The organism is Pseudalkalibacillus hwajinpoensis (assembly GCF_039851965.1).
In the GTDB taxonomy this organism is placed as follows: Bacteria; Bacillota; Bacilli; order Bacillales; family Guptibacillaceae; genus Guptibacillus; species Guptibacillus hwajinpoensis_E.
Genome location: NZ_CP156674.1, coordinates 2,697,985 through 2,722,570, shown reverse-complemented (window position 1 = coordinate 2,722,570; position 24,586 = coordinate 2,697,985). Strand labels below are relative to the sequence as shown.

The following is a 24,586-nucleotide window of genomic DNA, read 5'->3' as shown; positions in this document are numbered from 1 at the left end:
ACTAGACCATTGAAAATAGGTTTGTTAATTGATTAACTGATGTATAGGACATATGTTTAATAGATGGAATTGACCGATTTAGAGTAGTTTTCATTTCTTCCTCACTCTTAACCAATTCATCAAAAGAACTGATTATTTTATTAACATCAGAAATATCATTAATACCCATTACTAATTTTTCCTCTCCAAATATGTCTTTAGCAATACCTTTTGATTTGACACTATAACCTAATACCATTGTAGGCACAAAACTTGAATAAGCTGCTATTGTGGCATGCGTCCTTGCGCCTATAAAAAACCTCATTCTTGAAATATACCCCTTATATTGAGGTGCTGTTAAATTATCAGGTAATATAATGACTCTACCAGAACTTTCAAATTCATTATAAAACCGATAAAGAACTTCATAATCGTTATTACCTTCTGCTATCACGTGTGGGGTAAGAGCAATGGTCATATCAGTTGAACGAAGTATGTGAGTGATCAGCTGACTTAAAGCCCCATAGGATTTAGCATTTCTTTTCATAACCAGAGGACTATAATTTAACCCTATTGTATTACCTTCAATAAAACCTTCTGGTAAAGGCAGTTCTTCACTTTCCATTGTAAATGCAGGATCTGCACAGAGTTTAACATTTTCCAGTCCCAAATTAACAAGCATATTATATGTGAGGGTTTCTCTAGCAAGAATAAGGTCATATAACTTTAAATCTTCTAATTTCCTATCAGACATATCCTCTTCCCCGATCGAACACCCCCATAATACTAATTTTTTCCCTGATGCCCTCACTCTCTTATTAATTTCATACCACCCCGGTTGTTCACCATAACAATAATTATCTCCACCAATGGATAAACAGACATCTGCTTCATTAATATGTTTAATAACATTATTGTGTATTTTCCCAAGAGCATATGACTCATCATTGAATACCTTTACTTTTATAGAAGAGAAAAACCATTCATAACTATATTTTTTAATTCTATCGTTTCTCCCATCAAAAATACCATCTAGTTTAGTGATGACATTATCTGTTTCAGGCATATCAGAGACAAGAAATACCTTTGAGTTAGGAATTCTTTCTTTTATCATCTCTACAGAGGATCTTACAATCGCTTCACAACCTCTATTTAAACTACCACCATGAAAAAGCATTAAAATTTTCACTAATAGTGACCTCCTATTGATTTCTATGCCTGCTATATGAGACTAAGGAAAGTAAACCAAAAACCAATTCTTTTTTTATCATAAATAGTAGAGCTTTTTCATATCTCCCCATGCTCTTTATAGCATGTAACGGTAGTAGCTCTAGTGCTTCTTTTACATACTTATGATTAATCATTTGTTTTATATATTTATATCTTGTGATAAAAGGAACATCCTTTGTAGGCGTAAAATATAGATGTACATAGGACATGACTGTATATATTAACTTTATTGATTTCAAACTATTAACCTCATCTTCACCTAGTTTCAAAGAAAGTTCTTTAAAATAATTCAACGAATACATCTCCGAAGCTGGTTTAAAATAATCTTTCTCAATAATATTTCTAGTAGCACTTCCTTTTACTTCTCTATAACAATAACCAGTGTAATCAATATATTTTGCAGATTCTGCAAAACACATAAACAGCAAATTAAAAACCCCATCTTCTCCCAGTGATATATGCTGCGGAAATTGAATGTTATTCTGTTGTAATACTTCATTTCTATACAATTTATTCCAAACTGCATTACACTTATCTGAGGCAAGAAGATAGGAAGTTAGCTCAATATCAATATATATTTTTTTAAAATTGGTATTGATGGGGAAAGGGTACTTCTCAACTGATTCTGGTCGATTAGAATCAGTTTGAAAATTTGATATTACAATATCGCAATAGCTAGACCTTGCTGCTTGATAGTGTACGGCGTACATATCTGGCATTACGTGATCATCAGCATCTACAAAACCAACGTATTCCCCACTTGCCTTACGTAACCCTGCATTTCTAGCAGAACTAACACCTTGATTTTGTTGATTTATTAATACAATTCTAGGGTCTATTCTTTCATACTCCTCAATTATTATCTTACTGCTATCAGTTGAACCATCGTTTATAAAAATAAACTCACAATCTTTAAGAGTTTGGTTAAGTAGAGACTCTATGCAATATGCAATATATTTTTCTGCATTATAAACAGGAACAATAACACTAACCTTTGTACTCATATTTAAGTACCCCTTAAAAAAAAAATCCCTCTTTGCTTTTGAAAGACAAAAAAGGGTTAGTTACTTATAACGCTATAAAGTTTATCTAGTTCCTTAGTATTTGAATAATTTTGTCCTGTATTCCTTTTAATAAGATTACTTCTCAAGTGTTCTTGTTTTATTAACATATCAATTGCTTGCGAAATTCCCTCAAAACTTAAATCGCAAATAATTCCATCTATTCTATCTCGGATCTGACTTTTGCTTGTAGGATAGTTTGTAATCAGAATTGGTTTTCCTAATATTTTCGCTTCTGTAACTGTAACGGCTTTCCCTTCGTATCTTGATGGTTGTACATATAAATCACACCCTTTTATATATGGATATGGATTTGTTTTCTTTCCTAAAAGAATAAAATGTTTTTCTAATCCAAACTGTTGAATTAAGCTTTTCAATTCAGTCTCATAACCACCATATCCTACGATATACCATTTTATGTTCTGATACCCTTTACTCTGTAAGTGATTAAGTGCTCTAATGGCAAGGTCAAAACCTTTAACATAAGACAATCTACCAACGGAAAGTATTTTGAATGTATTTTCATTACTTTCAGGAAATTCAATACTCTCACTTGCCATCTTATTTATTAAATAAGGAGACATGATGTTTTCTACTAGAAATACTTTCTCTTTCAATCCAGGATATATCTTAATAAATGATTTAGTAACCTCTTCAGAAATAGAGGCAATATGATCGAACTTATTCCAAACGTTATAATCTAATTTATTATCGATTTCCAATTTAGTATAATCAGTATGAATCCAAGCAATTTTCTTATTGGCTCGTACTTTACTTGCAATAATATCGTGTGGCCATGCGTAGCTAATAGCAATGTCATAACTTTTGGATGGTGAAGGAACAAAAAAAGAAGAATATTTTGTAGCAAGTTGCATTTGAATGTAACCAGAACCTTCTTCTAAGTTTAAAAATTTTGATTTAGTGTAAGCTATAGATTTACTTACTAACCTTACAAATAATAGTGAATAATGACCTTCTTTAAAGCATTGTAAAATTGACTTCCTAAACACACTATATTTATCTATTTGAGGTAATGTGTTTACACTACTCGGAATTAAATTCATAAATTCACCAGTATGATGAAAAATCAGTAAATCAACATTAAACTTATCATAATCAAATACTTTAAGCATGTTGATTAAACTTCTTTCAATACCTCCAATTTCCATGTTATATACTGAGATCAAAATATTTTTCTTCATAATATATTCTCCTTATTAACTACTTTTAGTGCTTTTAATTGGAGAATGACTTATATACTTAGGCTCACGTTTGTTAATGAATAACGTGTTAGGTGGAACAACTCCTTTTACAACACTACCAGCACCTATCACTGAATTATCTCCGATAGTAGTATTTTTTAAGATCACAACATTTGCCCCTATCCACACATTATTCCCTATTTTTACTTCACCTTTTATGAGATTACTACCATTACTTGAATCGTTATAGTTATGATCATGATCATTAATACACACATTAGGAGCTATTTTTGTATTTCTTCCTATGGATATTGAATTTATACAATTAATTACACAGTTGTCATTTATGAAGGTTTTTTCACCAATCATTAACTTTCCATCATAATCAATTCTAATACTTACATTCTTTCTCATAAATACAAACTTTTCTATTACTACTTTTGCTTCTTTATTGAAGACTTCAATTTTAGTACCTTTCTGTTGAAAAAAAATAGAAGCTTTTATATTACTATTAAACAGAATCTTGTTGAATAAAGCTCTACTTATACCCCTTAAATATGAACAATTCATTATGATAGTAATGAAAACACCTCTACGACTGCTTTCATTCAATTGCGTTTTAACTATCTTAGTCAATATTTTCATCACTTGCATTCTCCTTAATCGTTGATGAATTTGGTTCTAATCCTTGCTAAATTATCTCCTCCAATAACTTTTACTATGTTATTTTTCAAAAAACCTTTTAGTCTTATCCTTTTTGGTAGCCAACTTTTATAGAAGTGATGCATGGTATATGTTTCGGTAGAGGCAAAATTCCGACAGTTTATATAATCAAATGGTGAAAAGAATTTTTGAGGATAAAATACTCCTATATCTTCAATTTCTTGATATTCTCCACTTCTAGTTACTCCCTTTTTCTCTAATAAATCAGTAACTAATGCTACGTTTGTTAAATCATCAAAGTTTCCATTTGCTTTTACAAAGCTCTTATTTGTATATAGATTCAAAAATTCCCCCACTAATTGATTATTTTTCATGCTTCCAATTGTGCTTGTTGCTATATAATTTTCCTGCTCAAAACCCCAAAACGAATCATGGTGTAATAAATCGTCAAAGTTCTTATAGATTTCTACGTCAGTATCTAAGTAGATCCCCCCATAATGATATAGAGCATAAACTCTTACAAAATCACTAACAAAAGCAAATTTTTTTAACTCGTATGCCTCAATTACATAATTGTTTATATTCAAGTTGAAATTCTCTTCATTCCATTCTATAATTTCGTAATCAGGTAAGTGTTTCTTCCATGTCTCGATACATTTTTTGATAATAGAAGGTTTCTCCCCACCTCCAAACCAACAATAGTGAATGATTTTTGGTATCAACTTTATTCCCTCCAATCTTTTCAAACTAATTTCTTATCTACTATTTTCGCTTGAGATATATTCATTCCGCCACTTAATAAACTCCAGTATCGTTTTATACTCCCGAAGCTGTTCCTTACGTAATCCTGATTTCTTTAGTTCATCTACAAAATCAACCCATTCTTGATCTGATAAATGATGTTTTTTTCCATCTTCTTCAAGCAACATATTTAGCTCTACATCCAGGACGAATGCCAGCTTTTCCATGACTTGAATAGAAGGATTTTGTTTTAGATTTCTTTCGATATTACTAAGGTATGATTTTGAAACCTTTGCCCTTTCTGCAAGTTCTGACAATGTAAGGCCTTTCGCTTTTCGAATTTTAAGTATATTTTGTCCTATCATGCAATATACCTCTTCATTTTCTGACTCATACCATTTCCCTAACTGGTTCTTTCATATGAAGAGCCTTTTTAAAACAGTCAATAATATATAGCTGATCTTGTTCTAACAGGTTAGATCCGGATGGAAGACAGATTCCAGAGCGAAATAGCTTTTCTGCTACATGCTCCTGAATACCATGAGAATAATATTTTGCTTCTTGATATAAAGGTTGAAGATGGAGTGGTTTCCACACTGGCCGTGCTTCGATATTATGCTGTCTCATAACCTCCAGAATCTCCCTAGTTGATGAGAACGCATCTTCATTGATCGTGAGCGCAGTCAACCAGCGATTGGACGATGTACCTAACAACTCTGGCATGAAATCAACTTCCTGAAAATGAGCCAGTTCATTATAGTAAGTATCAAATATCTTTCGTCTCGCTGATATACGATCATTCAGTACTTCCATCTGAGCTCTTCCTACTCCAGCAAGCAAATTACTCATCCGGTAGTTATACCCAAGTTGACTATGCTGATAATGATGGGCCTGATCACGTGCTTGAGTTGCAAGAAAACGAGCTTGTTGAATGGCATGAATATCGTTCGAAACAAGCATTCCGCCACCTGAAGTTGTAATAATTTTGTTGCCGTTAAATGAATAAATTCCGAATTTACCCAGCGCTCCACTCGCTTTTCTTTTGTAGGTTGATCCGAGGGATTCAGCTGCATCTTCAATGACAGGAACTTCATACTGATTGCACAACATCAAGATCTCATCCATTTTTGCACTCTGGCCGTATAGATGAACGACGATAACTGCTTTTGGAAGCTTCCCTTCCTTTGCAGCATCATTCAATGCTCTTTCCAGTGCCAGTGGAGACATATTCCATGTATCTGGTTCTGAATCAATAAAGACTGGCTGTGCTCCTTGATAGAGAATCGGGTTGGCACTTGCTACAAATGTTAGCGTCGAGCAGAATACATTATCACCAATCGTTACTCCTAATAAAGAAAGAGCCAGGTGAATGGCTGCAGTTCCTGAACTGACTGCAATTGCCTCACTGGCTCCTACATAAGTAGCGACTTCCTTTTCGAAAGCATCCACATTTGCTCCAAGTGGTGCGATCCAATTAGAATCAAATGCTTCTTGAATATACGTTTGTTCCTTCCCGCTCATATGTGGCGGAGAAAGATAGATTCTATTGTGCAATCACATCACCACCTCTCTTAATAATTTTGGCTGGGCACCCCACAGCTGTTGAAAAAGACGGTAGATTCTCGATAACGGTTGCGCCTGCCCCAATCACAGACCAGCTTCCAACGGAAATACCAGGTATGACTGTAGCGGATGCGCCTATATGTACTCCTTCACCAGTTGATACGCATCCGGTTAACGTCGCGTTTGGTGACACATGACCAAAGTTTCTTACCTTATTCCCATGCTCGATAATCGCACCAGTGTTGATGATGCAATGATCACCAATTGTTGCTTCAGCATTGATCACTACATCTGGCATAATAACCGTTCCAACTCCAATTACTGCTGATCGACTAATAATAGCAGTTGGATGTATAACGGTTAAATAATGATCAGGATGTAACTCTAGTTTATTTGAAACCATTTTTCTAAAAGCGTTGTCACCGATTGCAATGACAACCTTCACATCTGGTTTCAGATACTTTTCTACCGATTCAATTGGAGCATAATTGATTTCCTTTTCCCGTTTATAATCAGTATATTTATCATCAAGAATCGCAGTGATTTTGAACTTGAGAGAGCTGATCATCTCCTGAATCACTTTACTATGACCACCGTTACCAATGATAATGACTTCCATATTAGATCACTTCTTTCGATCCTCTGAATTTTTCCATCGGTACCTCTTCTTGTTGATTAATACCTTCCTTCTTCAAGACTTTATAGATTGTGATACATAAAATTTTAAGATCCAATAGAAAGGATTGGTTTTGAACATACCAGGTATCCAATTTGAATTTCTCTTCCCAGGAGATGGCGTTTCTTCCATTTACCTGTGCCCAGCCTGTCATTCCAGGTTTCACATGATGGCGCATCTTTTGATCATCTGAGTAAAGTGGCAGGTAATCCATTAACAATGGACGAGGACCTACTAAACTCATCTCCCCTTTGAAAACATTTAAGAGTTGAGGGAGTTCATCCAGGCTATATTTTCTAAGAAACTTACCAAGCTCAGTTAAACGAGAATGATCAGGGAGCAATTCACCATTTACATCAGTTCCATGTCCCATTGTTCGAAACTTACACAGATAAAATGGCTTTTCATGTAACCCTGGCCGTTGCTGTTTAAACAGGACAGGAGCACCCATTTGTTTCTTAATTTTAAGACTCAAAACACCAATGACTGGCGAGAGAACAACAAGTAGTGTAGTAGCTATCGTTACATCGAATAATCGTTTCATCCCTGATCCTAAGATGTTTCTTTCATATTGAAAACACTAGCGGATAAAAGGTTATCTCTGATCTCATCTACCAAATCAGACGCATTTAGATCATCATTACCATTGCCTTTATCTCTTGCCTGTATCAAGATTTCTTGAAGTTTATCTTGGGTAATGCCAAGTGTTGACCCCATATAACTCTCTCCTTCTCATTTTATGATTAATCATTACCATGTTAGAAAATTGCTCTTATAAATGATATTTAAGCTAATCACATTTTCGTAATAGTAATAAGCTAGATAGCAAACAAGAATGCAATAATAAATCATCTTCTGATCTCGTTGCTTAAAGAGATCTACGACCCAGGAAATAAGAATAAGTTGATAGAGGCCAAAATAGATCGAGAATCTTGCAAAGATCCAGCTCTGAGTTGAAACGATCATAAACACCACACTGAGTAAGGTCATATTTACAATAACATCACTTTTTGGAAACAGCTTCTTTAGCTTTACTCGTCCGAGATAAGCGAGTATTAAAGGAGCAGCCATGACAACAACTCTTAAGCTACTTGCACCACCTTCATCAAAGTCGTCGTACCTTCCATACTGAGTATCTTCAATCGCTGAGAATAAAATAGATGAAAACTTCTCAAATCCCATCACGATAATAATTGAAAGAATTAGTAGTGCGATCGTAGCTTTAGACCATGGTTTGAAACGAACCACAAAATAAATAGGAAGTAGGATAAGGGCACTTTGATGAATAAAGGATGCCAATACAACGATCAGAGAGTATTTAATAAAATCTCCTTCTATTAAGTACTTAGTTGCCGTGAATGCAATTGCTCCAGCTAGTGCTTGTCTAATCCCATTCATCGATACAAGAAAAAGTCCGCCAGTAATATAAACATATAGACTAAGCTCTATCCGTTTCGAATAAGTCGCAAGAATGATAACGATAAGCAAATTAGTGAATAACGCTGTCGTAAAAATCATGATTTGTGGATCAGCAGAGATTGTCTTCAAAATCATTTGAAGGATTCCAAATCCAATGTCCTTCTTGCTTAATACATATTCCCACGTGAAATCATTGTCTTCATAGATATTGACATAATTGAAAGTGTCACCAATGTTTGATCTCAGACCTGCTACCAGGATGAGGGTCAGCATCGCTCCGAATACCAACAATTTACTCGGTCTCATGATTTGTGAGTAGCCGTGGGTAATAACAATAGGTGAAGCATACCTCGCAAAATAAGCAAAAATAAAAACTATGGGAAGTGTGATCCATAGAATCGTCATAAGTGGTTTCCTTTCGATACCATATTCGATTACAAAGGAGTAGTTAACCTTACTGTTTTTGCCATAATATACAAATACAAAGCTACTCCAAAGGGGGTTGCGACTAGTGTTAATCCCTTTGCTGGTGCTTCGTTTAAGTACCTCATATTTCGTTCCATCATACTGCTTGAAACATAATGAATGGCCTGTCTGAATTTATACGAAAGAGTAGCAAACGGTAGTTTCATAAGTTCTCTTCGATAAAATGAAAACCCTCTCGGATTTTTACGATACTGTCTAAACATGTTTAGGGAAGAACCATCCTCTAAATATTCAACACAACAGAGTACTTCATTTAATAAAACCATTTCAAAATACTGATCGAGCTTGTAATACTTGTAAGCTAAGCCTACATATTTCTCGTTTTCATAAAGAGGATAAGTGAAATCTCTTGTTAATTCTGTTCGGTAAACTAGCTTTTTATCACCTGTTACTTTGTGCTTACTATATAAATGAAAAAGAGTTGAGCGTATCAACTTTTCTGGAAAACAAGATCCAATAATTTCTCCATTCATATAAGAATCAAGTCCAATGATTCCGCTCACTTCATTGCTTCCGTATTTCTCCCAGCACGATAAAATTTTCTCTACCGCATCATCTGGCATATAATCATCTGAATCAATACAAACGTTCAATTCTGTTTCAATGACTTCATAAGCGGTATTATGGGCACCATGCATTCCCTGATTCTCTTGTTTGACGTAAATGATTTCGACAGAACGTTCTTTGATCCAACCGCTAACTAAGTCCTCCGTTTCATCTGTAGAACCGTCATCTACGATTAACCATAGAAAATCTTTGTTAGTCTGTCTTTTTAAACTTTCATAACAGCTATGAAGACAAAAGGCCCTATTGTACGTGGGGGTGAAGACCGTCAACTTCTTCAAAAACTTCCCTCCCCATTTTCATATAATTATTCTGGAGCTTCGTGGCCGTTTTCCTAATATCATAGTCGCTTGTTGTTAATGAAGAAATAGATTTCTTACGTATCGGCCTAGACTCAGCAAACTCAATTAATTCACTTATCCAAATCCGTTTATCTTTTAAGGAAATCTGATGGATTAGATTCAATCCAAGATCAATCTCATTCGTAATGTAATCTGAAATAAAGCAAGGTAAGCCGGCTGCCTGTGCTTCAACAAGAGTAACTGGTAAGCCTTCATGAAAAGAAGGGAATACAAACACATCGAAAGCTTGCAAGATTCGATTAATATCACTCCGGATCCCAATGAACTTCACATTGTTTTCCAGTGATAACTCCTTCACTTTCTTCTCCATTTCTGAACGGTATGGCCCATCACCCGCTAATATCAGAACAGAATCTTTCTTCCCTTGTTGGAACCTATTAAATAAATCAATGAGGAATGGATGGTTCTTCTGACGAGCAAAACGCCCTACATGTCCAAGTACAAACGTTTTATCACCAATGTTTAATTCTTCTCTAACACTTTTTCTTATTTGATCCGAATAAGAAAATTGTTCAGGCTCGATTCCATTTTTTAAGATAATGGAACTTTTCACTTTTTTGGAATACAGCCAATTTGATGCAAGGTGAGAACAAGCATAAAAGTGTGTAGCATTAGTCTCAACAAATTGACCTGCATACCACTTATATATTCTCGCTGCCTTCCCTCCTTCACTATTCGTATTATGACTATGTGCAATACGATTTCTTATCCCGGCCTTCTTAGCAGCTCTAAGCACAAGTCCGCTCATTTTATCCATATGCGAATGAACTATTTGATAATAGGAATGAGCTTGAAAGAAACGATTAAGTACTCTCACATATCCACCGTGTCCTACCTCACTTACATAAGGAATTCGATAGATTTTACCTCCCATCGCTTTTATTTCTGAGTCAAATACCCCTTCTTTGCAGGTGAGAAAATCAAATTGAACTTTTGATCGATCAATATTTCGATACAAATTCATAATAAGTGTTTCTGCTCCGCCTCGGTTCATGTTAACGACAACATGAAGGACTCTTACCGGATTGCCCAAGTAACCTCCTCCGTTTCTTTTATATAAGAGGTGTAGATCATGCTCTTATGAAGCAGGATTTGATCTACGCTAAAATCAGATACTATTCTTTTTCTACCATTTTTTCCTAGTGCTTTTCTTGTAACCTCATCAACTGCAAGACGCTTAATTTTAGTAGCTAACTCTTCAGGACGATCATGATGAACAAGCCATCCCGTTTCATTAGGTACAACAAGCTCTCGATGCCCTCTGTTTTCTACTGCAATAACTGGTAGCTCACAGGACATCGCTTCCATGATATTGACTGGTAAGCCTTCCCGCAAACTGGAGGCAACCGCTACATCGCACATCGGGACAAGTTCCTTCAAATCTTTTCGATAACCGAGAAAATCAACCATATGGGTGAGACCAAGTTGATAAGCGATTGTTTTGCAACTTTCGAGAAGAGCACCCTCACCTGCAAGCAATAACTTTATATGTGGTACCTCATCCTTTACTAAAGCCAGTGCTTCAAGCAAGTACTTCTGATTTTTGTTGTGGTTGAATTCTGCTGCGTAAAACAACAAACAATCATCTGGTTGATATCCAAATGATTGTTTTCGAACACTCTTATCTTCCTCTAACAATGGGCTAAATAAATCAGTATCGATTCCAACTCCTCTGACATGTTCAATCTGGGTTGCGCTGAAACGCTTCAATGCAAGCTGATAGTCTTCCTGATTTATAGTGATTAAACAGTCCGTATCACTCGCTAACTCCTTTTCGATTGGATAATAGACGAGCCAGTTTATAAGTGGAGAGCCTTTACAAAAGTGAAACCCGTGAGCTGTATATATGACCTTTGTACCGTTGGTTCTTGCTTTACGAGCCGCTAACCTGGCAAGCACTCCCCCCATAGGTGTATGACAATGAATAATGTCATATTTGTTGTTATCCATCAGCTGTTTCAGTTTCTTGTATGCCTCGAAATTCTTCAGCCTAAAAGGTGAACGTTGGATTGGTATGTTGAATTTAAGATCCGTATCCGGTAATTCTATATCTCCACTAGCCGCTACGTGAACCTCCCACCCCTGTTCTTTAAACCATTTCAAATAGGGTAAATGAAAAGCCTTGAAATGATAATCAACTGTTGCGCAAAACAACACTTTTTTCTTTTCCACTCTTCCACCTCCTACCCTGATGATATTCTTAATAAAGAACGATATAGCACTAAAATTTATCCTGATAGTAATGGTTGAGACTCGACTCGATGATTAGCTAATAACAACAATCTATTTCGTAGGGCTTCCTTGTCCATCTCTATAAAAGACTCAATTAACTCTTCGATTTCCTGTAAATACAGCTCAGACGTTTTACCAACATAGATGTTTGGGTAAATGTGTTCCGCATGCACTTCTTCTTTATTTAGTAATTCTTCGTATAACTTTTCCCCTGGCCGAATTCCGCTATACTCAATTCCTATATCATCCACTGAATGACCTGAGAGTTTAATCAGGTTTGTTGCCAGGTCCACAATTTTAACCGGTTCTCCCATATCAAGAACGAAAATTTCTCCACCTTTAGCAAGGGATCCTGCCTGGATAACAAGTCGGGAAGCTTCTGGTATTGTCATAAAGAATCGGATCATATCAGGGTGAGTTACTGTTATAGGACCACCTTTTTCAATCTGTTTCTTAAATAAAGGAATAACGCTCCCGCGGCTCCCCAGAACATTTCCAAATCTCACTGCAACGAATTTCGTAGTACTCTGACGATCAAGGTTTTGAACAACCATTTCTGACAAACGCTTGGTAGCCCCCATCACACTTGTTGGGTTAACGGCTTTATCAGAAGAAATCATCACAAATGTTTTTACATTGTTCCAGCTTGCTGCGTTTGCAGCATTTAATGTTCCTATTAAGTTATTTTTAACGGCTTCTTCAGGATTTCTTTCCATTAGTGGAACATGTTTATGAGCTGCAGCATGATAAACAACATCAGGTTGATAATGCCCCATTACACTAACCATTTTGCTTGCATCTTGTAGGTCAGCTATTTCTGTGACGAAGTTTATGTCTGTGTTTTGAAATACTTCCTTTAATTCCATTTCAATTGAATAAATGCTGTTTTCTCCATGTCCTAAAAGAATCAGTGTCTTCGGATGAAAGAGTGAAATTTGCCTGCAAATTTCGGAACCAATTGAACCTCCAGCACCCGTCACAAGAACGACTTTATTCGTAATTGAGCTTGAAATCGTATCAATATCTAATTCGACTGGTTCACGTCCCAATAAATCCTCTACTTTTACATCTCGAAATTGATTCACTGAGATTTTCCCTGTCATCAGGTCTTCAAGCATAGGAAGGATTTGCGTTTTTGCTTCTGTTTTTGCACATTCCTGAAAAATGGCTTGCAGTTCCTTTTTATTTAACGATGGAATCGCTATTATGATGTTTTCAATGTCTAACTCTTTCACTTTCTCTTCAATCAAATGGATCCCGCCCAATATTGGAATCCCATAGACGTCTAGATTTTGTTTGCGTACATCATCATCAATAAATCCTGCTGGTGAAAGATCTGAATCGTTGTATTTCAGTAACTGTCTCACTACCATAGTTCCTGCTGAACCAGCTCCAACAATTAGCGTCTTACGTTTGCTATTCGATTTGTTCATAACCGTGTCCCGATACATTCTCCAGCAGAAACGTGAGCCGCCAATAAGTAATAAATGCAAAATCCAGGTAGCTATTAATAAACGAAAGGAGGTTTCTTTCAAAACAAGCTGTTGAACAATTGCAGCCATAAAGATGGATAGGGTAACTGTTTGTAAAATAACAACCAACTCTCCAACACTGGCATATTCCCAAACCTTCTTATACAAGTTAAAACGGAAAGAAAATAGATGATGACTTAATAAAATCACGACTGAGCTTAAAACAATAGAGAAAGAGATAACATGAACAGTTGCTCCAACCAGGAATTGACTGAAGAATATAGCTGTCAGTACAATACAGGAATCAATCAAAATAAAAAAAGGTAACCTTTGTCGGTAGGTCATATTTTCCCTCCTTTCATCTTTCTACTTCAAGAGAATCTTCCTTTTTTCAATCGCAGAGTCAATGAGTTTTTTAATCCCATACAATTGATCTTCTGAAGCATCCTGTTTAATGTATCTGATTGCTTTCTTAATCGATTTTGGATAATCTTCAGCTTGTTTCACCATTACAGCCCCCTTGTAAAAGAATAAAGTTCTAAGTATAAGGTTTTGTTAATAAACCTTATACTTAAAACTTTATAAAGAATTAATTTCTACTTCATAAATATAATAATGGGCATCTAACCCATCCTCACACCACACTATCGACGACTGGCGTCTAAGGTTCGTAAACCCACAGTATGACCGAGTGCCTACATTGATAATGGCAAGAAGGCATCGCCAGATTATTAAGTTGTTGCGATTCTATTCTTAATAACGAACAACATCCCATAGTCACTTCTTATTTATGATTGCTCCAAGGAGATTCGCATGAGCAAGTTCAAGTACTCTTCTAGCTTTCGCCGCGTTTTCAAGTTCTGTTTTCCCTCTATTTAAGACCAGAATAACCCCATCACAAATGTTAGCAAGCATCCTCGTTTCTGTGGAAGCTAGGACAGAAGGTGAATCGATTAATACAATATCATAAGTACGAGCCACTGTTTCAAGTAGTTCTCTCATCATTTCATTTCCTAATAGTTCTGCTGGATTGCTTACTGGTAATCCACTAGTAAGAATTTCAAGCCTTCCTATTTCAGAATGATGAACGGCTTCCTGAAATGTTTTTTTGTAACTTAAGACATCTGTTAGTCCTATCTCATTCGATATTTTGAAAATCTGATCTACAATGGGAGAACGAAGATTTGCATCAATTAATAATACTTTCTCTTTTTGTTGCGCCATTGAAACAGCCAAGTTTGCAGTAGTTGTAGACTTGCCTTCTCCCACACCAGGAGATGATATAAGAAAAACACGCTCCTCATTTTCTTTCGCTAAAAAACGCATGTTCGTACGAATGGTTCGAAACTGATCTGAAATAATTGAGTTTGAATTTGATAAGGTAATAAGGTTTCTTTTCTTTAAGGTAGCTCGTCCTGTCTTATTTAACGTCAACTGACTCACTCCTAACCTCATAGCCTTTTGCTTTCCTCTTCTTAGATACAAATTTCTTCTTATTCATATTTGATACACTCCCTATAACAGGTACTCCTAGTATTGTTTCAACGTCACTTTCACGTTTTACTGAACCATCCAATGAATCTAGTAAAAAGATTAACCCTACTCCAGCAATTATTCCGAAAATCGCTGCAGCCATTACAACTTTATTTTGAGATTCATTAATAGGGTATGGATTAAGTTTCGCCTCAGATAACAACTGAACTTCCTTGAAGTTTAAAAGCTTAACGATTTCACTCTTATATGTTTTGGCAGTGGCATTCGCAATTACAACTGCAGCTTCAGGATTAGTATCTATTACTGAAATTCTTACAACTCTTGATTCGTCGACCTGCTCAACCGTAATTCTACTTGCAATACCTTCAGCGGAACCCTGTAAATTCAATTCGTTTTTTACTTTTTCCATGATGATAGGATCTTTAATCATAACCATTAAAGTCTTCATATCTTGATTTTCTGTACCAATAATAATTCTTGTCGAAGTTTCATAAAGTGGCACGCTCGTATATTGGCTATAGAAATAACCTCCCGTTGTGGTAAGGATGGCAAAAACAATTACAATCCATAAACGCGATTTAATAACTTCAAAATAATCTTTTAAATTAATTTCCTTGTCTTGAGAAATTTCGCTACCATTTCCATATTGAATTTTAGTCATAAGGCCCACCTTTTTAATAGAGTTTTACCCTTACCCTGCTTATTCTTTATAATGAACACCCTATTCCAAAATTCTACTACCAGAGGAAATTCATAGATAAAAACAAGCCTCTCGAAGTAATTTTTGTTTTCTAGTAACTGTGATTATTTACTATTTTAGTTCTATATAAAGAACATGTCAACAGCCAAATTACAAATTTTCAGATAAGGAAATATAAGCTTTATATAAATAAACGGATCTTTAAGATATTCATTTGTTTTTTCTCTAGTTAACACCTTATGTTCTCTACCTTTATCCTTTTTACAAAAAACCACTTAAACTATATTTGATTTTTAACTTAAAATTCTCTCAAAAAAATTTTTAACATTTTCATATTTTTTGTTCTAATTTCCACTGTAGACCTTTAAAATTTTTACAAACAATAAAAGGCCCTCTATTATTGTAGAGGCCCTTAATATTTATTCACTCACTCCCCCTCTATCCCCTCCATCACCTCCGCAAAATTCCCATCTTTCCGATCTAGTATTTCGTTTGCTTCTTTCGCCCCTATTTTCATCAAAATCATCAATATCGCTATCCGTGCATCGCCTTCTGCCTGCTCGCTATAGTTTGCAGCTTCTTTTTCTCCGACTCCCGTTAACTCCTGAATAATCGAAACCGTCCGCTTCCGAAGTTTTTCATTAGAGGCCTGGACGTTCACCATTAGATTCCGATACACTTTGCCGAGCTTGATCATTGAGGCGGTTGTAATCATATTTAAAACCATCTTTTGTGCGGTACCGGCTTTTAGCCGGGTTGATCCGGTCACGACTTCAGCTCCTACCGGCAATTCAATCGGATATGTAACAAGGGTCGAAAGCTTAGCCCCACTGTTGCAAGAAATGGCTGCTGTTCGAACACCCATCTTCATTGCAGCTTCTATCGCTCCTATCACATATGGCGTTCGCCCGCTTGAAGCAATTCCGATCACCATATCGTTCACTCCAACATATTTTCTAACATCCTCTGCGCCCGTCTTTTTACTGTCTTCTGCGCCTTCAATCGGATAGCGGAGCGCGCGATCGCCTCCTGCGATAATGCCATTTACAAGATCTGCAGCAACGCCGAACGTTGGCGGGCACTCAGAAGCATCAAGCACGCCAAGACGGCCGCTTGTACCAGCTCCGAAATAAAAGAGTTTCCCTCCATTCTTCATGACAGTTACCGCTTGATCAATCACCTTCTCTATTTGAGACAGAGCTCCCTTAACAATCACTGGTACGCTGTGATCTTCTTCATTCATCAGCTCGATAATTTCAAGCGTTGTAAATTGATGAAGGGCTTCCGATTTCGCGTTTCTCATTTCCGTGTTTGCCGTCTCGTTCACGTCAGTCATCTTCATCTCTCCACTCCATTAGCCGTCAATCGCGTGATGAGACGACATCAAATTTTCTTTCAGTTGTACTGTTATCGAGATACCTCCAGTGATCAGAGCACAAATACAGGCTCCTGCTGCTGGAGAAAGGGTTGGATAATTAACCTCGCTGATCACATTTTTCTCAACCATTCTCTTAATAAAGCTTCTTCTAAAAAAGATAGATTGGAAGAGTCCTCCACAAATAACAAGTTTGCCATTCCCTACCTCAATTGCTTTTACCAAACCAATTAAATGATCTATTGCGCTTTTGACAATCAGCTCTGCAGTACGATTCTTCCGTTCTGCAAGTACGAGCACGATCCGAGCAAGCGAAGCAATTTTCATGCGAGCGTAAGGATCCTCATAAATAGCTGTAATAATCTCAGGTGAACTTTTCAGATTCAGAAAAGCTAGCACCTCATTGCTAAACACTTCATCGCCTTCTTCTCTTCCATCATGCATCATCGCAACCTTACGAAGCGCTTGTCTTCCGATGTCATACCCACTACCTTCATCACCGAACAGATAGCCCCAGCCACCTACCCGTTTCGATTCATCATTAATGGAATAAGCTATTGATCCTGTTCCAGCAATCAAAACCGTTCCTTCCATCGAAAAAGTCCCGCTTGCAAGCGCGCCGTAGGCATCGTTTCTTACCATCATAACTCCACCGAAATCCGGAAACACCTGCGTGATCCATTTTTTCCAGCGCTGCTGATCTTCTTCTCGGTCACCGCCTGCGGTTGATACAAAAATGCCCGCTATCAATCTACCATGTACCCCATCGATTAACTCTTTCATTACATGGTGAATCGCCGCACGCACATCTTCTTCCTCACGCGATTTAAGATTCGTCGACCCAGCGGTGCTTTTCACAAGAATCACACCGTCACAATCGCATAAGAGCCCCTCCGTTTTCGTTCCGCCGCCGTCAATGCCAATATAGTAGCTTTTATTTGATTGCACCTTGCGTAAGTCCCTCCATGAACTGTTTTGAGGCAATGAAGAAGAGAACGATCATTGGCAATGATGCAAGAGTAAGCCCGGCGAAAAGCGCACCCCAGTCTGCCGAATATTCTCCAAACAGCGAAAGCATGCCAACTGGAATAGTCTTCTTCATATCATCCGTTATGAAAATCAGTGGGAAGAAGAAATCATTCCAGGACTGGATAAATTGAATGATCATTACCGTTCCCAGCGCCGGTCTCATCAGCGGAAGAACAACATTCCATAGAATGCGAAGATTTCCTGCCCCATCAATTCGTGCTGCTTCTTCAAGCTCCCGCGGCATCGTTCTGAAGAACCCAGTTAGAATGAGAATCGACAATGGAATACCGGTTGCAACATACATAAAAATAAGTGACCAGAGGGAGTTTAATAGATTAAGATCCTTCATTAATATAAAAAGCGGCACGATTCCTAGTTTAATTGGAAGCATCATTCCCATAAGAAAGAAAAAGAAGATAATGTTATTCCAGACAAACGTAAATCGCGCGATGTAAAAGGCTGCAAGTGATGAAGTGATGAGAATTAACAGGACTGACACGACGCTTACAAACACGCTGTTCATGAAATACGTTGTAAACGGAATGATCTCAAGCAGATTCCGGTACGTATCAAGGTTGAATGTCTTCGGAAACGCAAGCGGATTAGTGAAAATTTCAGCGCTTGTTTTAAACGAAGAGAGGATCATTAATAGAATAGGATAGATGCTGACAGATGCGATTAAGAAAGCAAACACATAGTAAAACGGCTTCGTCCAGATGGTATGGTTCATAATATCCTCCTTCCCTTACATATCCACTTGTTTTTTCTGCATGTATCTGAGATAGAGCGCGGTAAAGAACGAGATGAACAGGAATAGAACAACTGCAAGCGCCGATCCGAGTCCTACAGCGGTTGTCGATCCTCCCGCCGATCCACCAAATGCGAGACGATAGAAATAAACCGCAAGCGTATCTGTTGAATGGTAGGGTTCACCCTGCGATCCCTGCATAGCGTAGACAAGTTCAAACGCTTCAAATGATTGAATGAACGTCAGGACCGTCATGATCATGAATGATGGCACCATTAACGGTAAGACGATTTTTCGAATCATCGAAAAGCCATCAGCACCATCAAGCTTGCCTGCTTCAAACAGTTCTTTCGGAATCGACTGCAAACCAGCAAGAAAAATAAGCACCCCGAATCCTATTCCATACCAACAGTTGACGAGAATAATCGAAATAAGAGCCGTATCCGGATCACCGAGCCAGGCCTTTTGCAATTGCTCCAAACCTAGCTTTTCTAGAATCACATTCAGTGCTCCGTAGTTTGGATTTAAAATCAGTTTCCATAGAAAACCGACAACGATAACGGATAAGAGTCTCGGCAGAAAGTAAGCGATTTTCAGAAATTCAGAGCCTTTTACTTTTTTGTAAATAATATAAGCAAGAATAAAGGCGAGGCCATTCTGGAAAATCATCTGAAGCACGAAATACAAAATGTTGTGGCCGAAGGCATTCCAGAATAAGCCTGAAAAAGGTTCAAGCGTAAACAGGTCTCTGAAATTCTTTAAACCAACAAACTCACCGCGTACTATCCCCTTCCAATCAAAGAAGCTATAGGTAAGTGCTGCAAACAATGGATACACAATAAAAAGCCCATAAATAATCAAGGCGGGAATAGGGAAAAGATGGATGGTCCATCTTTTCCAGTCCCTCTGTTTTTTAATTTTGACAACTGAATTCATGGCTGGTTTCATATTCTCCGCCCCTTATGACTTATTGTAGTGGCTCATACCAGGACTTGGCGCTTTCCTGAACGGCATTCGCTACTTCTTCTGGCGTACGTTCGCCAAGGTACATGCCCTGTAGCTCTGTTTCAATCGTTGCTTTCGTAGAAGGATTACCTCCTGAAAAATGAACAAGCATCATGTATGGCGTCGATTGCTCTTCTACAGCTTTACCAAGATCATTTACAAGCTGATCTTCTGATTCAATCCCTGGAATCGCACTGATCATTTTAAATTCTTCTGTGAACATTGTTCCGAATTCCTCTGTTGTCATAAACTGCAGGAATTTCTTTGCGGCATCCTTGTGCTCAGAATTTGCATTGATCGCATATGATCCATCTACCCAAGTTGTAATCGTCGGGTCTTTTCCAACAGCAGACGGCATTGGGAAGAAACCAAGCTCAAGCTCAGGGTTCATTTCACGAAGCACTTCAATTTCCCAGCTTCCAAGCGGGAACATCGCTACATCACCTGTGAAGAACATCGTGCGAATATCCTCCATCCCAAGCCCTTCATAGTTCTCAGGGAAAAACTGTTTTAATTCATCCATTGCTTCAATTGAGCTCTGGAACTCTTCACTAGTAAAATCTGATTCTCCAGCTGTGATTTTCTCAACAAATTCATTGCCGCCATAATGCGCTGGTCCGAAAATACCGTGTGAAAGTGACAGCAGCCAGCCTTCTTTTGTTCCAAGTGAAATAGGTGTAATGCCTTCATCCATAAGCGTCTCATTAAGCGTCATGAATTCTTCCCATGTTTGAGGCTCTTCAAGACCAAGGTCTTCAAAGATTTGCTTATTGTAGAACATTTGCGTTGTACTGATGTTCAGTGGTACACCGTATTGCTTGTCATCAGATCCTTTCGACGCTGCTAGCGTTTCCTCTGGATATTGATCAAGTCCCTCTAATCCGTCAAGCGGCTCAAGATAGCCTGCATCGGCAAGCTCAATTCCCGGTGCATATGGACGAAGGTGAAGAATGTCCGGTCCCTCACCGCTTTGAAGCGATGTATTTAAAATTGTATTGTATTCAGTATTCTTCGATGGTTTGAACTCGATGTTAATGTCTGGGTTCTCTTCATTAAACTTATCAATCACCTTCTGATAGCTTGCTTTGTCTTCTGTTCTCCAACTTCCAATTGTCAATGTAACGCTGTCTTCGCTCGCTTCTGAATCTCCTCCATTGCCTCCACTTTCAGAGCTACATGCTGATAAAACAAGAATAAAGGCTAGAAACCCAACTAACGTAAACGCTCTCATTTTCTTCAAAACTTTTCCCCCTTATTGGTTAGTAAAATAAGCATGGATCATGGAATGAAGATGCGGCCTGATCCGGACCATGTTGTGCTGTCTTCCGTAATGAATCATATTCGTTAAGAAGGTTACGATCAGCTCCTCCTGTGGATCAATCCACAGACTTGTTCCTGTAAACCCCGTGTGGCCGAAGCTTCCTTCTGACCACCTCCTTCCACATGATAGCGGAGCCCCATGTCCGCTCCATACCTCAAAGCTCTGGCCTCTGTTTTGCATAAAGTGTGTCTGTGCACTCTTCATAAGAGCTTTCGAAAGTTCCTGTTGCGTATCTGGATAAAGAAAATAGTGACCAAATTTACCAACATCGCTCGCCGTTGAAAAAAGGCCTGCGCTTCCGCTTGCACCGCCGAGATGAAGCGCTTTTTCATCATGTACTTTGCCCTGAATGTACTGATTTTCGTACCATTCTGTCGAAGCAATATGGTCAGCTTTAGTCAGGTTGAAGGTTGTATTCATTAGTCCCCACGGCTTGAATAAACGGTGTTCACTGAACGTCGAAAGCGGCAAACCGCTTACCTTTTCGACGACTATTCCAAGCAAAATCATGCCGAGGTCGCTGTATTGAACCTGACTGCCCGGAGTGTGTAATAATTCTAAACATGTGATATCAGTAAGGATATCGCGCACTTCATCACGCTTAACGGCTGGAGCAAGGTCTGCCGGTAGACCTGTTGTATGCGTAAGTGCATGCTGAATGGTAACGTCTGGATGCTTAAATTCTGGGATGTAGGTTTGAATGGCGTGATCGAATTCGAGTGTGCTCTTATCAACCAACCATAGAATCGATGGAAGGGTTGCCACCACTTTTGTAAGGGAGGCAAGATCAAATCGTGTTGTTGTGGTCATGGTGTGGGTTTGATGGTTACGGTCAATAAAGCCGCCGTAAGCCTGATGAAAAACGACCTTTCCTTTATGCTGGACGTGAAGAACTCCGCCTGGGAGCTCCTTCTGAGTAACAAGTTCGTGTAAATACGTATTAAATTCACACATGCTTTTTTAAATCCTCAACAGCTTTTCGGGTGCGTTCAAGCGCCGCAACACTCTCCTCGTAATCGCGGCTTGTCATGCCAACGTATAAAATATCAATCACGTTAAGCTGAGAAATGCGCGAGCTCAGGGCACCGCTTCGTATGCTTTTTTCAAGGGAGCTTGTGAACAGCTTGATATCAGCAAGCTCTGACACGGGATTTGTGCCGTATTTAGTTAGTGTAATAACAATTGCCCCGTTATCTCTGGCAATTTTCAACGATTCAATAATGTCTTTCGTCTGACCTGAATAGGAGATCCCAAACACGACGTCTTGTTCACCAAGGTTTGCTGAGATCGTGCCCTGCGTATCATAATCGACAGCTGCTTCACACCAGCGGTTGATGCGTGAGAGCTTTTGTTTAAAGTCTTGCGCAATTAACCCGGATGCACCGATGCCGTAGAGAGCAATTTTTCTCGCCTGACCTAGCGCTTCAATCGCTTTCTCGACTTCTTCTTTCGAAAGAACGGAGATGGTATCATTGATCGATTGAATATTGTTGTTCGATACATTTGCGATGAACGAATCGACTGTCCCATCAATCGAGATCTCCTGGTAGGTATTGCTCGAATGCTTTGTCGCAAGATCACCGGCAATCCGAAGCTTTAACTCCTGAAATCCCCTATAGTTTAGCGTGCGTGATAGTCGGATGATCGTTGCTTCACTAACATCCGTCCGTTCTGACAGCTTCTGAATCGACAGGTTGATCACTTCTTCTGGAAAGTTGATGATGTACTCTGCTACTTTCCGTTCTGAAGGCTTTAAAGAAGTGATGGATTCTTGAATGCTGATTAACCCTCCGTTCATTTATAAACCTCCTTTCGTTTGAATTTTCTAATAAGTTAATTCCAGTGTATCAAGTTTTATTTATTAAATAAATACTTATTCTGAAGTTTTATTACATTTCTATTGAAAAAGCACTTGTGACCATTAGTCACAAGTGCTAAAGAATCAATTTAGTAAAGCAAGTAGTTCTCTCTTACTTCCTTAAATTCGTTCAAATCTTCCTGCCACTGTTGCTCCATTTCTTCTACGCTTTGTCCCTCTTCAATCGCTTCACGAATCCAGCCATTTCCGACTAGCAGGTCAAAGAATGAAACGCCCGCACTGTTTTCTGCGCGGAATTCGAAGTCCTCTGGATAAAGGTCATGGATTGTTTTCACAAGACTAAGACCAGTTTTAACTGGCTTGAAAGCTTCCTGATCGGTTACATGAATTTGAACCCCATGCGTTAATTGACCCGCATGTTTTGAAAAAGAAGGTGTAAATGATGCGGCTCTGAAATCCACTCCAGGAAGTTCAAGACCATTCAGCTCTGCTGCAAGCTCAGTTGAATTGATGAACGGAGCACCGATCAATTCAAATGGCTTTGTTGTCCCGCGTCCTTCTGACACGTTTGTTCCTTCAATTAATGCCGCGCCTGGATACACAAGTGCAGTATCAAACGTTGGCATGTTAGGAGACGGAAGCACCCACTCAAGTGGCGTGTCATTGTAGTACATATCACGCTTCCAGTGATCCATTTCCACTACTGTCAGATCAGCGCCGATGCCAAACTCCTCATTAAAGAGCATCGCAAGTTCTCCAACCGTCATCCCATGACGAAGCGGAATTTCATACTTTCCAACAAATGACGAATACTCATCATTAAGGACAGGACCTTCAACCGCTTCACCACCAAGTGGATTTGGACGATCGAGCACAATAAACTCAATGTCATTTTCCTCTGCAGCTTCCATTGCGTAAGCCATCGTATAAATGTAAGTGTAGAAACGCGTACCCACATCTTGGATATCGAATAGCAGCACATCGATCCCTTCTAGCATTTCAGGTGTGGGTTTTTTCGTAGCTCCATAGAGACTATAGACAGGAAGCCCAGTTTCTTCATCAATGTAATATTCCACATATTCTCCAGCCTGAGCACTTCCTCGAACCCCATGTTCAGGACCATATAAGGCTTTCAATTCCACATCAGGATCATTGTGAAGTAAATCTACAATACTCGTAAGCTCTTGATCAACACCAGTTGGATTTGTAATAAGACCAACGTTCTTTCCTTCAATAAGTTCTTTCTGATCATTTAGCAGGGCCTCAACGCCAAGCTCAAATTTCTTCTTATTCTTATCGTGACCATACGCATGACCTTTTCCATTGTTATCAGCAAACGCTACCGACAGTGACGACAGGACGAGAATAGACGTTAGCACCATTACCAACCACTTTTTCATAGTATACCTCCCCGTTTGTCAGGGAAGAGAAACTCTTCCCTGCTT

Annotated in this window: 26 protein-coding genes; all 26 read right to left on the bottom strand. The window is 38.3% G+C overall.

Annotated features, from left to right (window positions below; translation table 11 throughout):
- Nucleotide 1 precedes the first annotated feature (1 nt).
- A complete protein-coding gene (locus tag ABFG93_RS14160) occupies nucleotides 2-1,168 on the bottom strand; it encodes a polysaccharide pyruvyl transferase family protein (RefSeq protein WP_347548669.1) in 1,167 nt (388 codons plus the stop codon).
- Between the two features lie 13 nt (nucleotides 1,169-1,181).
- Nucleotides 1,182-2,213, bottom strand: coding sequence for a glycosyltransferase family 2 protein (locus ABFG93_RS14155; RefSeq protein WP_347548668.1), 1,032 nt, complete (start codon nucleotides 2,211-2,213; stop codon nucleotides 1,182-1,184).
- A 56-nt stretch (nucleotides 2,214-2,269) separates the two neighbouring features.
- Entirely contained in the window at nucleotides 2,270-3,472 is a 1,203-nt protein-coding gene (locus tag ABFG93_RS14150) for a glycosyltransferase (protein ID WP_347548667.1), read from the bottom strand.
- Nucleotides 3,473-3,487: 15 nt separating this feature from the next.
- The gene (locus ABFG93_RS14145; protein ID WP_347552851.1) at nucleotides 3,488-4,117 is read right to left on the bottom strand and encodes an acyltransferase; all 630 of its coding nucleotides are present in this window, start codon (nucleotides 4,115-4,117) and stop codon (nucleotides 3,488-3,490) included.
- 14 nt (nucleotides 4,118-4,131) lie between these two features.
- Nucleotides 4,132-4,872 carry a glycosyltransferase family 32 protein gene (locus ABFG93_RS14140; RefSeq protein ID WP_347552850.1) on the bottom strand — a complete coding sequence of 247 codons (741 nt, stop codon included), beginning with the start codon at nucleotides 4,870-4,872 and terminating at the stop codon, nucleotides 4,132-4,134.
- 18 nt (nucleotides 4,873-4,890) lie between these two features.
- On the bottom strand, nucleotides 4,891-5,241 hold the full coding sequence (locus ABFG93_RS14135) for a helix-turn-helix domain-containing protein (protein ID WP_347548666.1): 351 nt from the start codon (nucleotides 5,239-5,241) through the stop codon (nucleotides 4,891-4,893).
- A gap of 25 nt (nucleotides 5,242-5,266) precedes the next feature.
- Nucleotides 5,267-6,397: an aminotransferase class I/II-fold pyridoxal phosphate-dependent enzyme gene (locus tag ABFG93_RS14130; protein ID WP_347552849.1), complete on the bottom strand. Its 1,131-nt coding sequence runs from the start codon at nucleotides 6,395-6,397 to the stop codon at nucleotides 5,267-5,269.
- 22 nt (nucleotides 6,398-6,419) lie between these two features.
- The gene (locus tag ABFG93_RS14125; RefSeq protein ID WP_347548665.1) at nucleotides 6,420-7,058 is read right to left on the bottom strand and encodes an acetyltransferase; all 639 of its coding nucleotides are present in this window, start codon (nucleotides 7,056-7,058) and stop codon (nucleotides 6,420-6,422) included.
- Nucleotide 7,059: 1 nt separating this feature from the next.
- Nucleotides 7,060-7,659 carry a sugar transferase gene (locus ABFG93_RS14120; protein WP_347548664.1) on the bottom strand — a complete coding sequence of 200 codons (600 nt, stop codon included), beginning with the start codon at nucleotides 7,657-7,659 and terminating at the stop codon, nucleotides 7,060-7,062.
- 8 nt (nucleotides 7,660-7,667) lie between these two features.
- A complete protein-coding gene (locus ABFG93_RS14115) occupies nucleotides 7,668-7,832 on the bottom strand; it encodes a hypothetical protein (RefSeq protein WP_347548663.1) in 165 nt (54 codons plus the stop codon).
- 33 nt (nucleotides 7,833-7,865) lie between these two features.
- Nucleotides 7,866-8,939 (bottom strand): EpsG family protein, encoded by a 1,074-nt coding sequence (locus ABFG93_RS14110; protein WP_347548662.1) that lies wholly within the window; start codon nucleotides 8,937-8,939, stop codon nucleotides 7,866-7,868.
- Between the two features lie 29 nt (nucleotides 8,940-8,968).
- Nucleotides 8,969-9,865: a glycosyltransferase family 2 protein gene (locus ABFG93_RS14105; protein WP_347548661.1), complete on the bottom strand. Its 897-nt coding sequence runs from the start codon at nucleotides 9,863-9,865 to the stop codon at nucleotides 8,969-8,971.
- Nucleotides 9,828-10,979 (bottom strand): glycosyltransferase family 1 protein, encoded by a 1,152-nt coding sequence (locus ABFG93_RS14100; RefSeq protein WP_347548660.1) that lies wholly within the window; start codon nucleotides 10,977-10,979, stop codon nucleotides 9,828-9,830. Before ABFG93_RS14100 ends, ABFG93_RS14105 begins: the two co-directional genes overlap by 38 nt.
- Nucleotides 10,964-12,118 carry a glycosyltransferase family 4 protein gene (locus ABFG93_RS14095; RefSeq protein WP_347548659.1) on the bottom strand — a complete coding sequence of 385 codons (1,155 nt, stop codon included), beginning with the start codon at nucleotides 12,116-12,118 and terminating at the stop codon, nucleotides 10,964-10,966. The genes ABFG93_RS14100 and ABFG93_RS14095 overlap by 16 nt, the downstream gene beginning before the upstream one ends.
- Nucleotides 12,119-12,174: 56 nt before the next feature.
- Nucleotides 12,175-13,995: a polysaccharide biosynthesis protein gene (locus ABFG93_RS14090; RefSeq protein ID WP_347548658.1), complete on the bottom strand. Its 1,821-nt coding sequence runs from the start codon at nucleotides 13,993-13,995 to the stop codon at nucleotides 12,175-12,177.
- A gap of 21 nt (nucleotides 13,996-14,016) precedes the next feature.
- Nucleotides 14,017-14,160 carry a hypothetical protein gene (locus tag ABFG93_RS14085; RefSeq protein WP_347548657.1) on the bottom strand — a complete coding sequence of 48 codons (144 nt, stop codon included), beginning with the start codon at nucleotides 14,158-14,160 and terminating at the stop codon, nucleotides 14,017-14,019.
- Between the two features lie 267 nt (nucleotides 14,161-14,427).
- The gene (locus tag ABFG93_RS14080; RefSeq protein WP_347548656.1) at nucleotides 14,428-15,084 is read right to left on the bottom strand and encodes a CpsD/CapB family tyrosine-protein kinase; all 657 of its coding nucleotides are present in this window, start codon (nucleotides 15,082-15,084) and stop codon (nucleotides 14,428-14,430) included.
- Nucleotides 15,071-15,805 carry a YveK family protein gene (locus ABFG93_RS14075; protein WP_347548655.1) on the bottom strand — a complete coding sequence of 245 codons (735 nt, stop codon included), beginning with the start codon at nucleotides 15,803-15,805 and terminating at the stop codon, nucleotides 15,071-15,073. Before ABFG93_RS14075 ends, ABFG93_RS14080 begins: the two co-directional genes overlap by 14 nt.
- A gap of 466 nt (nucleotides 15,806-16,271) precedes the next feature.
- On the bottom strand, nucleotides 16,272-17,180 hold the full coding sequence (murQ, locus tag ABFG93_RS14070; protein ID WP_431522093.1) for an N-acetylmuramic acid 6-phosphate etherase: 909 nt from the start codon (nucleotides 17,178-17,180) through the stop codon (nucleotides 16,272-16,274).
- An 18-nt stretch (nucleotides 17,181-17,198) separates the two neighbouring features.
- Nucleotides 17,199-18,167, bottom strand: a complete 969-nt coding sequence (locus tag ABFG93_RS14065; protein ID WP_347548653.1) for an N-acetylglucosamine kinase — start codon at nucleotides 18,165-18,167, stop codon at nucleotides 17,199-17,201.
- On the bottom strand, nucleotides 18,154-18,978 hold the full coding sequence (locus ABFG93_RS14060) for a carbohydrate ABC transporter permease (protein WP_347548652.1): 825 nt from the start codon (nucleotides 18,976-18,978) through the stop codon (nucleotides 18,154-18,156). The genes ABFG93_RS14065 and ABFG93_RS14060 overlap by 14 nt, the downstream gene beginning before the upstream one ends.
- A gap of 15 nt (nucleotides 18,979-18,993) precedes the next feature.
- On the bottom strand, nucleotides 18,994-19,944 hold the full coding sequence (locus ABFG93_RS14055; protein WP_347548651.1) for a carbohydrate ABC transporter permease: 951 nt from the start codon (nucleotides 19,942-19,944) through the stop codon (nucleotides 18,994-18,996).
- A 19-nt stretch (nucleotides 19,945-19,963) separates the two neighbouring features.
- On the bottom strand, nucleotides 19,964-21,232 hold the full coding sequence (locus tag ABFG93_RS14050) for an ABC transporter substrate-binding protein (RefSeq protein WP_347552848.1): 1,269 nt from the start codon (nucleotides 21,230-21,232) through the stop codon (nucleotides 19,964-19,966).
- Between the two features lie 21 nt (nucleotides 21,233-21,253).
- The gene (locus tag ABFG93_RS14045; protein WP_347548650.1) at nucleotides 21,254-22,276 is read right to left on the bottom strand and encodes a serine hydrolase domain-containing protein; all 1,023 of its coding nucleotides are present in this window, start codon (nucleotides 22,274-22,276) and stop codon (nucleotides 21,254-21,256) included.
- On the bottom strand, nucleotides 22,269-23,120 hold the full coding sequence (locus ABFG93_RS14040; protein ID WP_347548649.1) for a MurR/RpiR family transcriptional regulator: 852 nt from the start codon (nucleotides 23,118-23,120) through the stop codon (nucleotides 22,269-22,271). The genes ABFG93_RS14045 and ABFG93_RS14040 overlap by 8 nt, the downstream gene beginning before the upstream one ends.
- 149 nt (nucleotides 23,121-23,269) lie before the next feature.
- Entirely contained in the window at nucleotides 23,270-24,541 is a 1,272-nt protein-coding gene (locus tag ABFG93_RS14035; protein WP_347548648.1) for an exo-beta-N-acetylmuramidase NamZ family protein, read from the bottom strand.
- Nucleotides 24,542-24,586: the final 45 nt, after the last annotated feature.

What these genes read in the sequence shown, in the direction of transcription:
- ABFG93_RS14055 (WP_347548651.1), bottom strand. Translation starts at nt 19,944, where the DNA reads ATGAAACCAGCCATGAATTCAGTTGTCAAAATTAAAAAACAGAGGGAC.
- ABFG93_RS14125 (WP_347548665.1), bottom strand. Translation starts at nt 7,058, where the DNA reads ATGGAAGTCATTATCATTGGTAACGGTGGTCATAGTAAAGTGATTCAG.
- ABFG93_RS14145 (WP_347552851.1), bottom strand. Translation starts at nt 4,117, where the DNA reads ATGAAAATATTGACTAAGATAGTTAAAACGCAATTGAATGAAAGCAGT.
- ABFG93_RS14040 (WP_347548649.1), bottom strand. Translation starts at nt 23,120, where the DNA reads ATGAACGGAGGGTTAATCAGCATTCAAGAATCCATCACTTCTTTAAAG.
- ABFG93_RS14060 (WP_347548652.1), bottom strand. Translation starts at nt 18,978, where the DNA reads ATGAACCATACCATCTGGACGAAGCCGTTTTACTATGTGTTTGCTTTC.
- ABFG93_RS14135 (WP_347548666.1), bottom strand. Translation starts at nt 5,241, where the DNA reads ATGATAGGACAAAATATACTTAAAATTCGAAAAGCGAAAGGCCTTACA.
- ABFG93_RS14085 (WP_347548657.1), bottom strand. Translation starts at nt 14,160, where the DNA reads ATGGTGAAACAAGCTGAAGATTATCCAAAATCGATTAAGAAAGCAATC.
- ABFG93_RS14150 (WP_347548667.1), bottom strand. Translation starts at nt 3,472, where the DNA reads ATGAAGAAAAATATTTTGATCTCAGTATATAACATGGAAATTGGAGGT.
- ABFG93_RS14120 (WP_347548664.1), bottom strand. Translation starts at nt 7,659, where the DNA reads ATGAAACGATTATTCGATGTAACGATAGCTACTACACTACTTGTTGTT.
- murQ (WP_431522093.1), bottom strand. Translation starts at nt 17,180, where the DNA reads ATGACTGACGTGAACGAGACGGCAAACACGGAAATGAGAAACGCGAAA.
- ABFG93_RS14050 (WP_347552848.1), bottom strand. Translation starts at nt 21,232, where the DNA reads ATGAGAGCGTTTACGTTAGTTGGGTTTCTAGCCTTTATTCTTGTTTTA.
- ABFG93_RS14035 (WP_347548648.1), bottom strand. Translation starts at nt 24,541, where the DNA reads ATGAAAAAGTGGTTGGTAATGGTGCTAACGTCTATTCTCGTCCTGTCG.
- ABFG93_RS14130 (WP_347552849.1), bottom strand. Translation starts at nt 6,397, where the DNA reads ATGAGCGGGAAGGAACAAACGTATATTCAAGAAGCATTTGATTCTAAT.
- ABFG93_RS14075 (WP_347548655.1), bottom strand. Translation starts at nt 15,805, where the DNA reads ATGACTAAAATTCAATATGGAAATGGTAGCGAAATTTCTCAAGACAAG.
- ABFG93_RS14115 (WP_347548663.1), bottom strand. Translation starts at nt 7,832, where the DNA reads ATGGGGTCAACACTTGGCATTACCCAAGATAAACTTCAAGAAATCTTG.
- ABFG93_RS14090 (WP_347548658.1), bottom strand. Translation starts at nt 13,995, where the DNA reads ATGACCTACCGACAAAGGTTACCTTTTTTTATTTTGATTGATTCCTGT.
- ABFG93_RS14155 (WP_347548668.1), bottom strand. Translation starts at nt 2,213, where the DNA reads ATGAGTACAAAGGTTAGTGTTATTGTTCCTGTTTATAATGCAGAAAAA.
- ABFG93_RS14110 (WP_347548662.1), bottom strand. Translation starts at nt 8,939, where the DNA reads ATGACGATTCTATGGATCACACTTCCCATAGTTTTTATTTTTGCTTAT.
- ABFG93_RS14045 (WP_347548650.1), bottom strand. Translation starts at nt 22,276, where the DNA reads ATGTGTGAATTTAATACGTATTTACACGAACTTGTTACTCAGAAGGAG.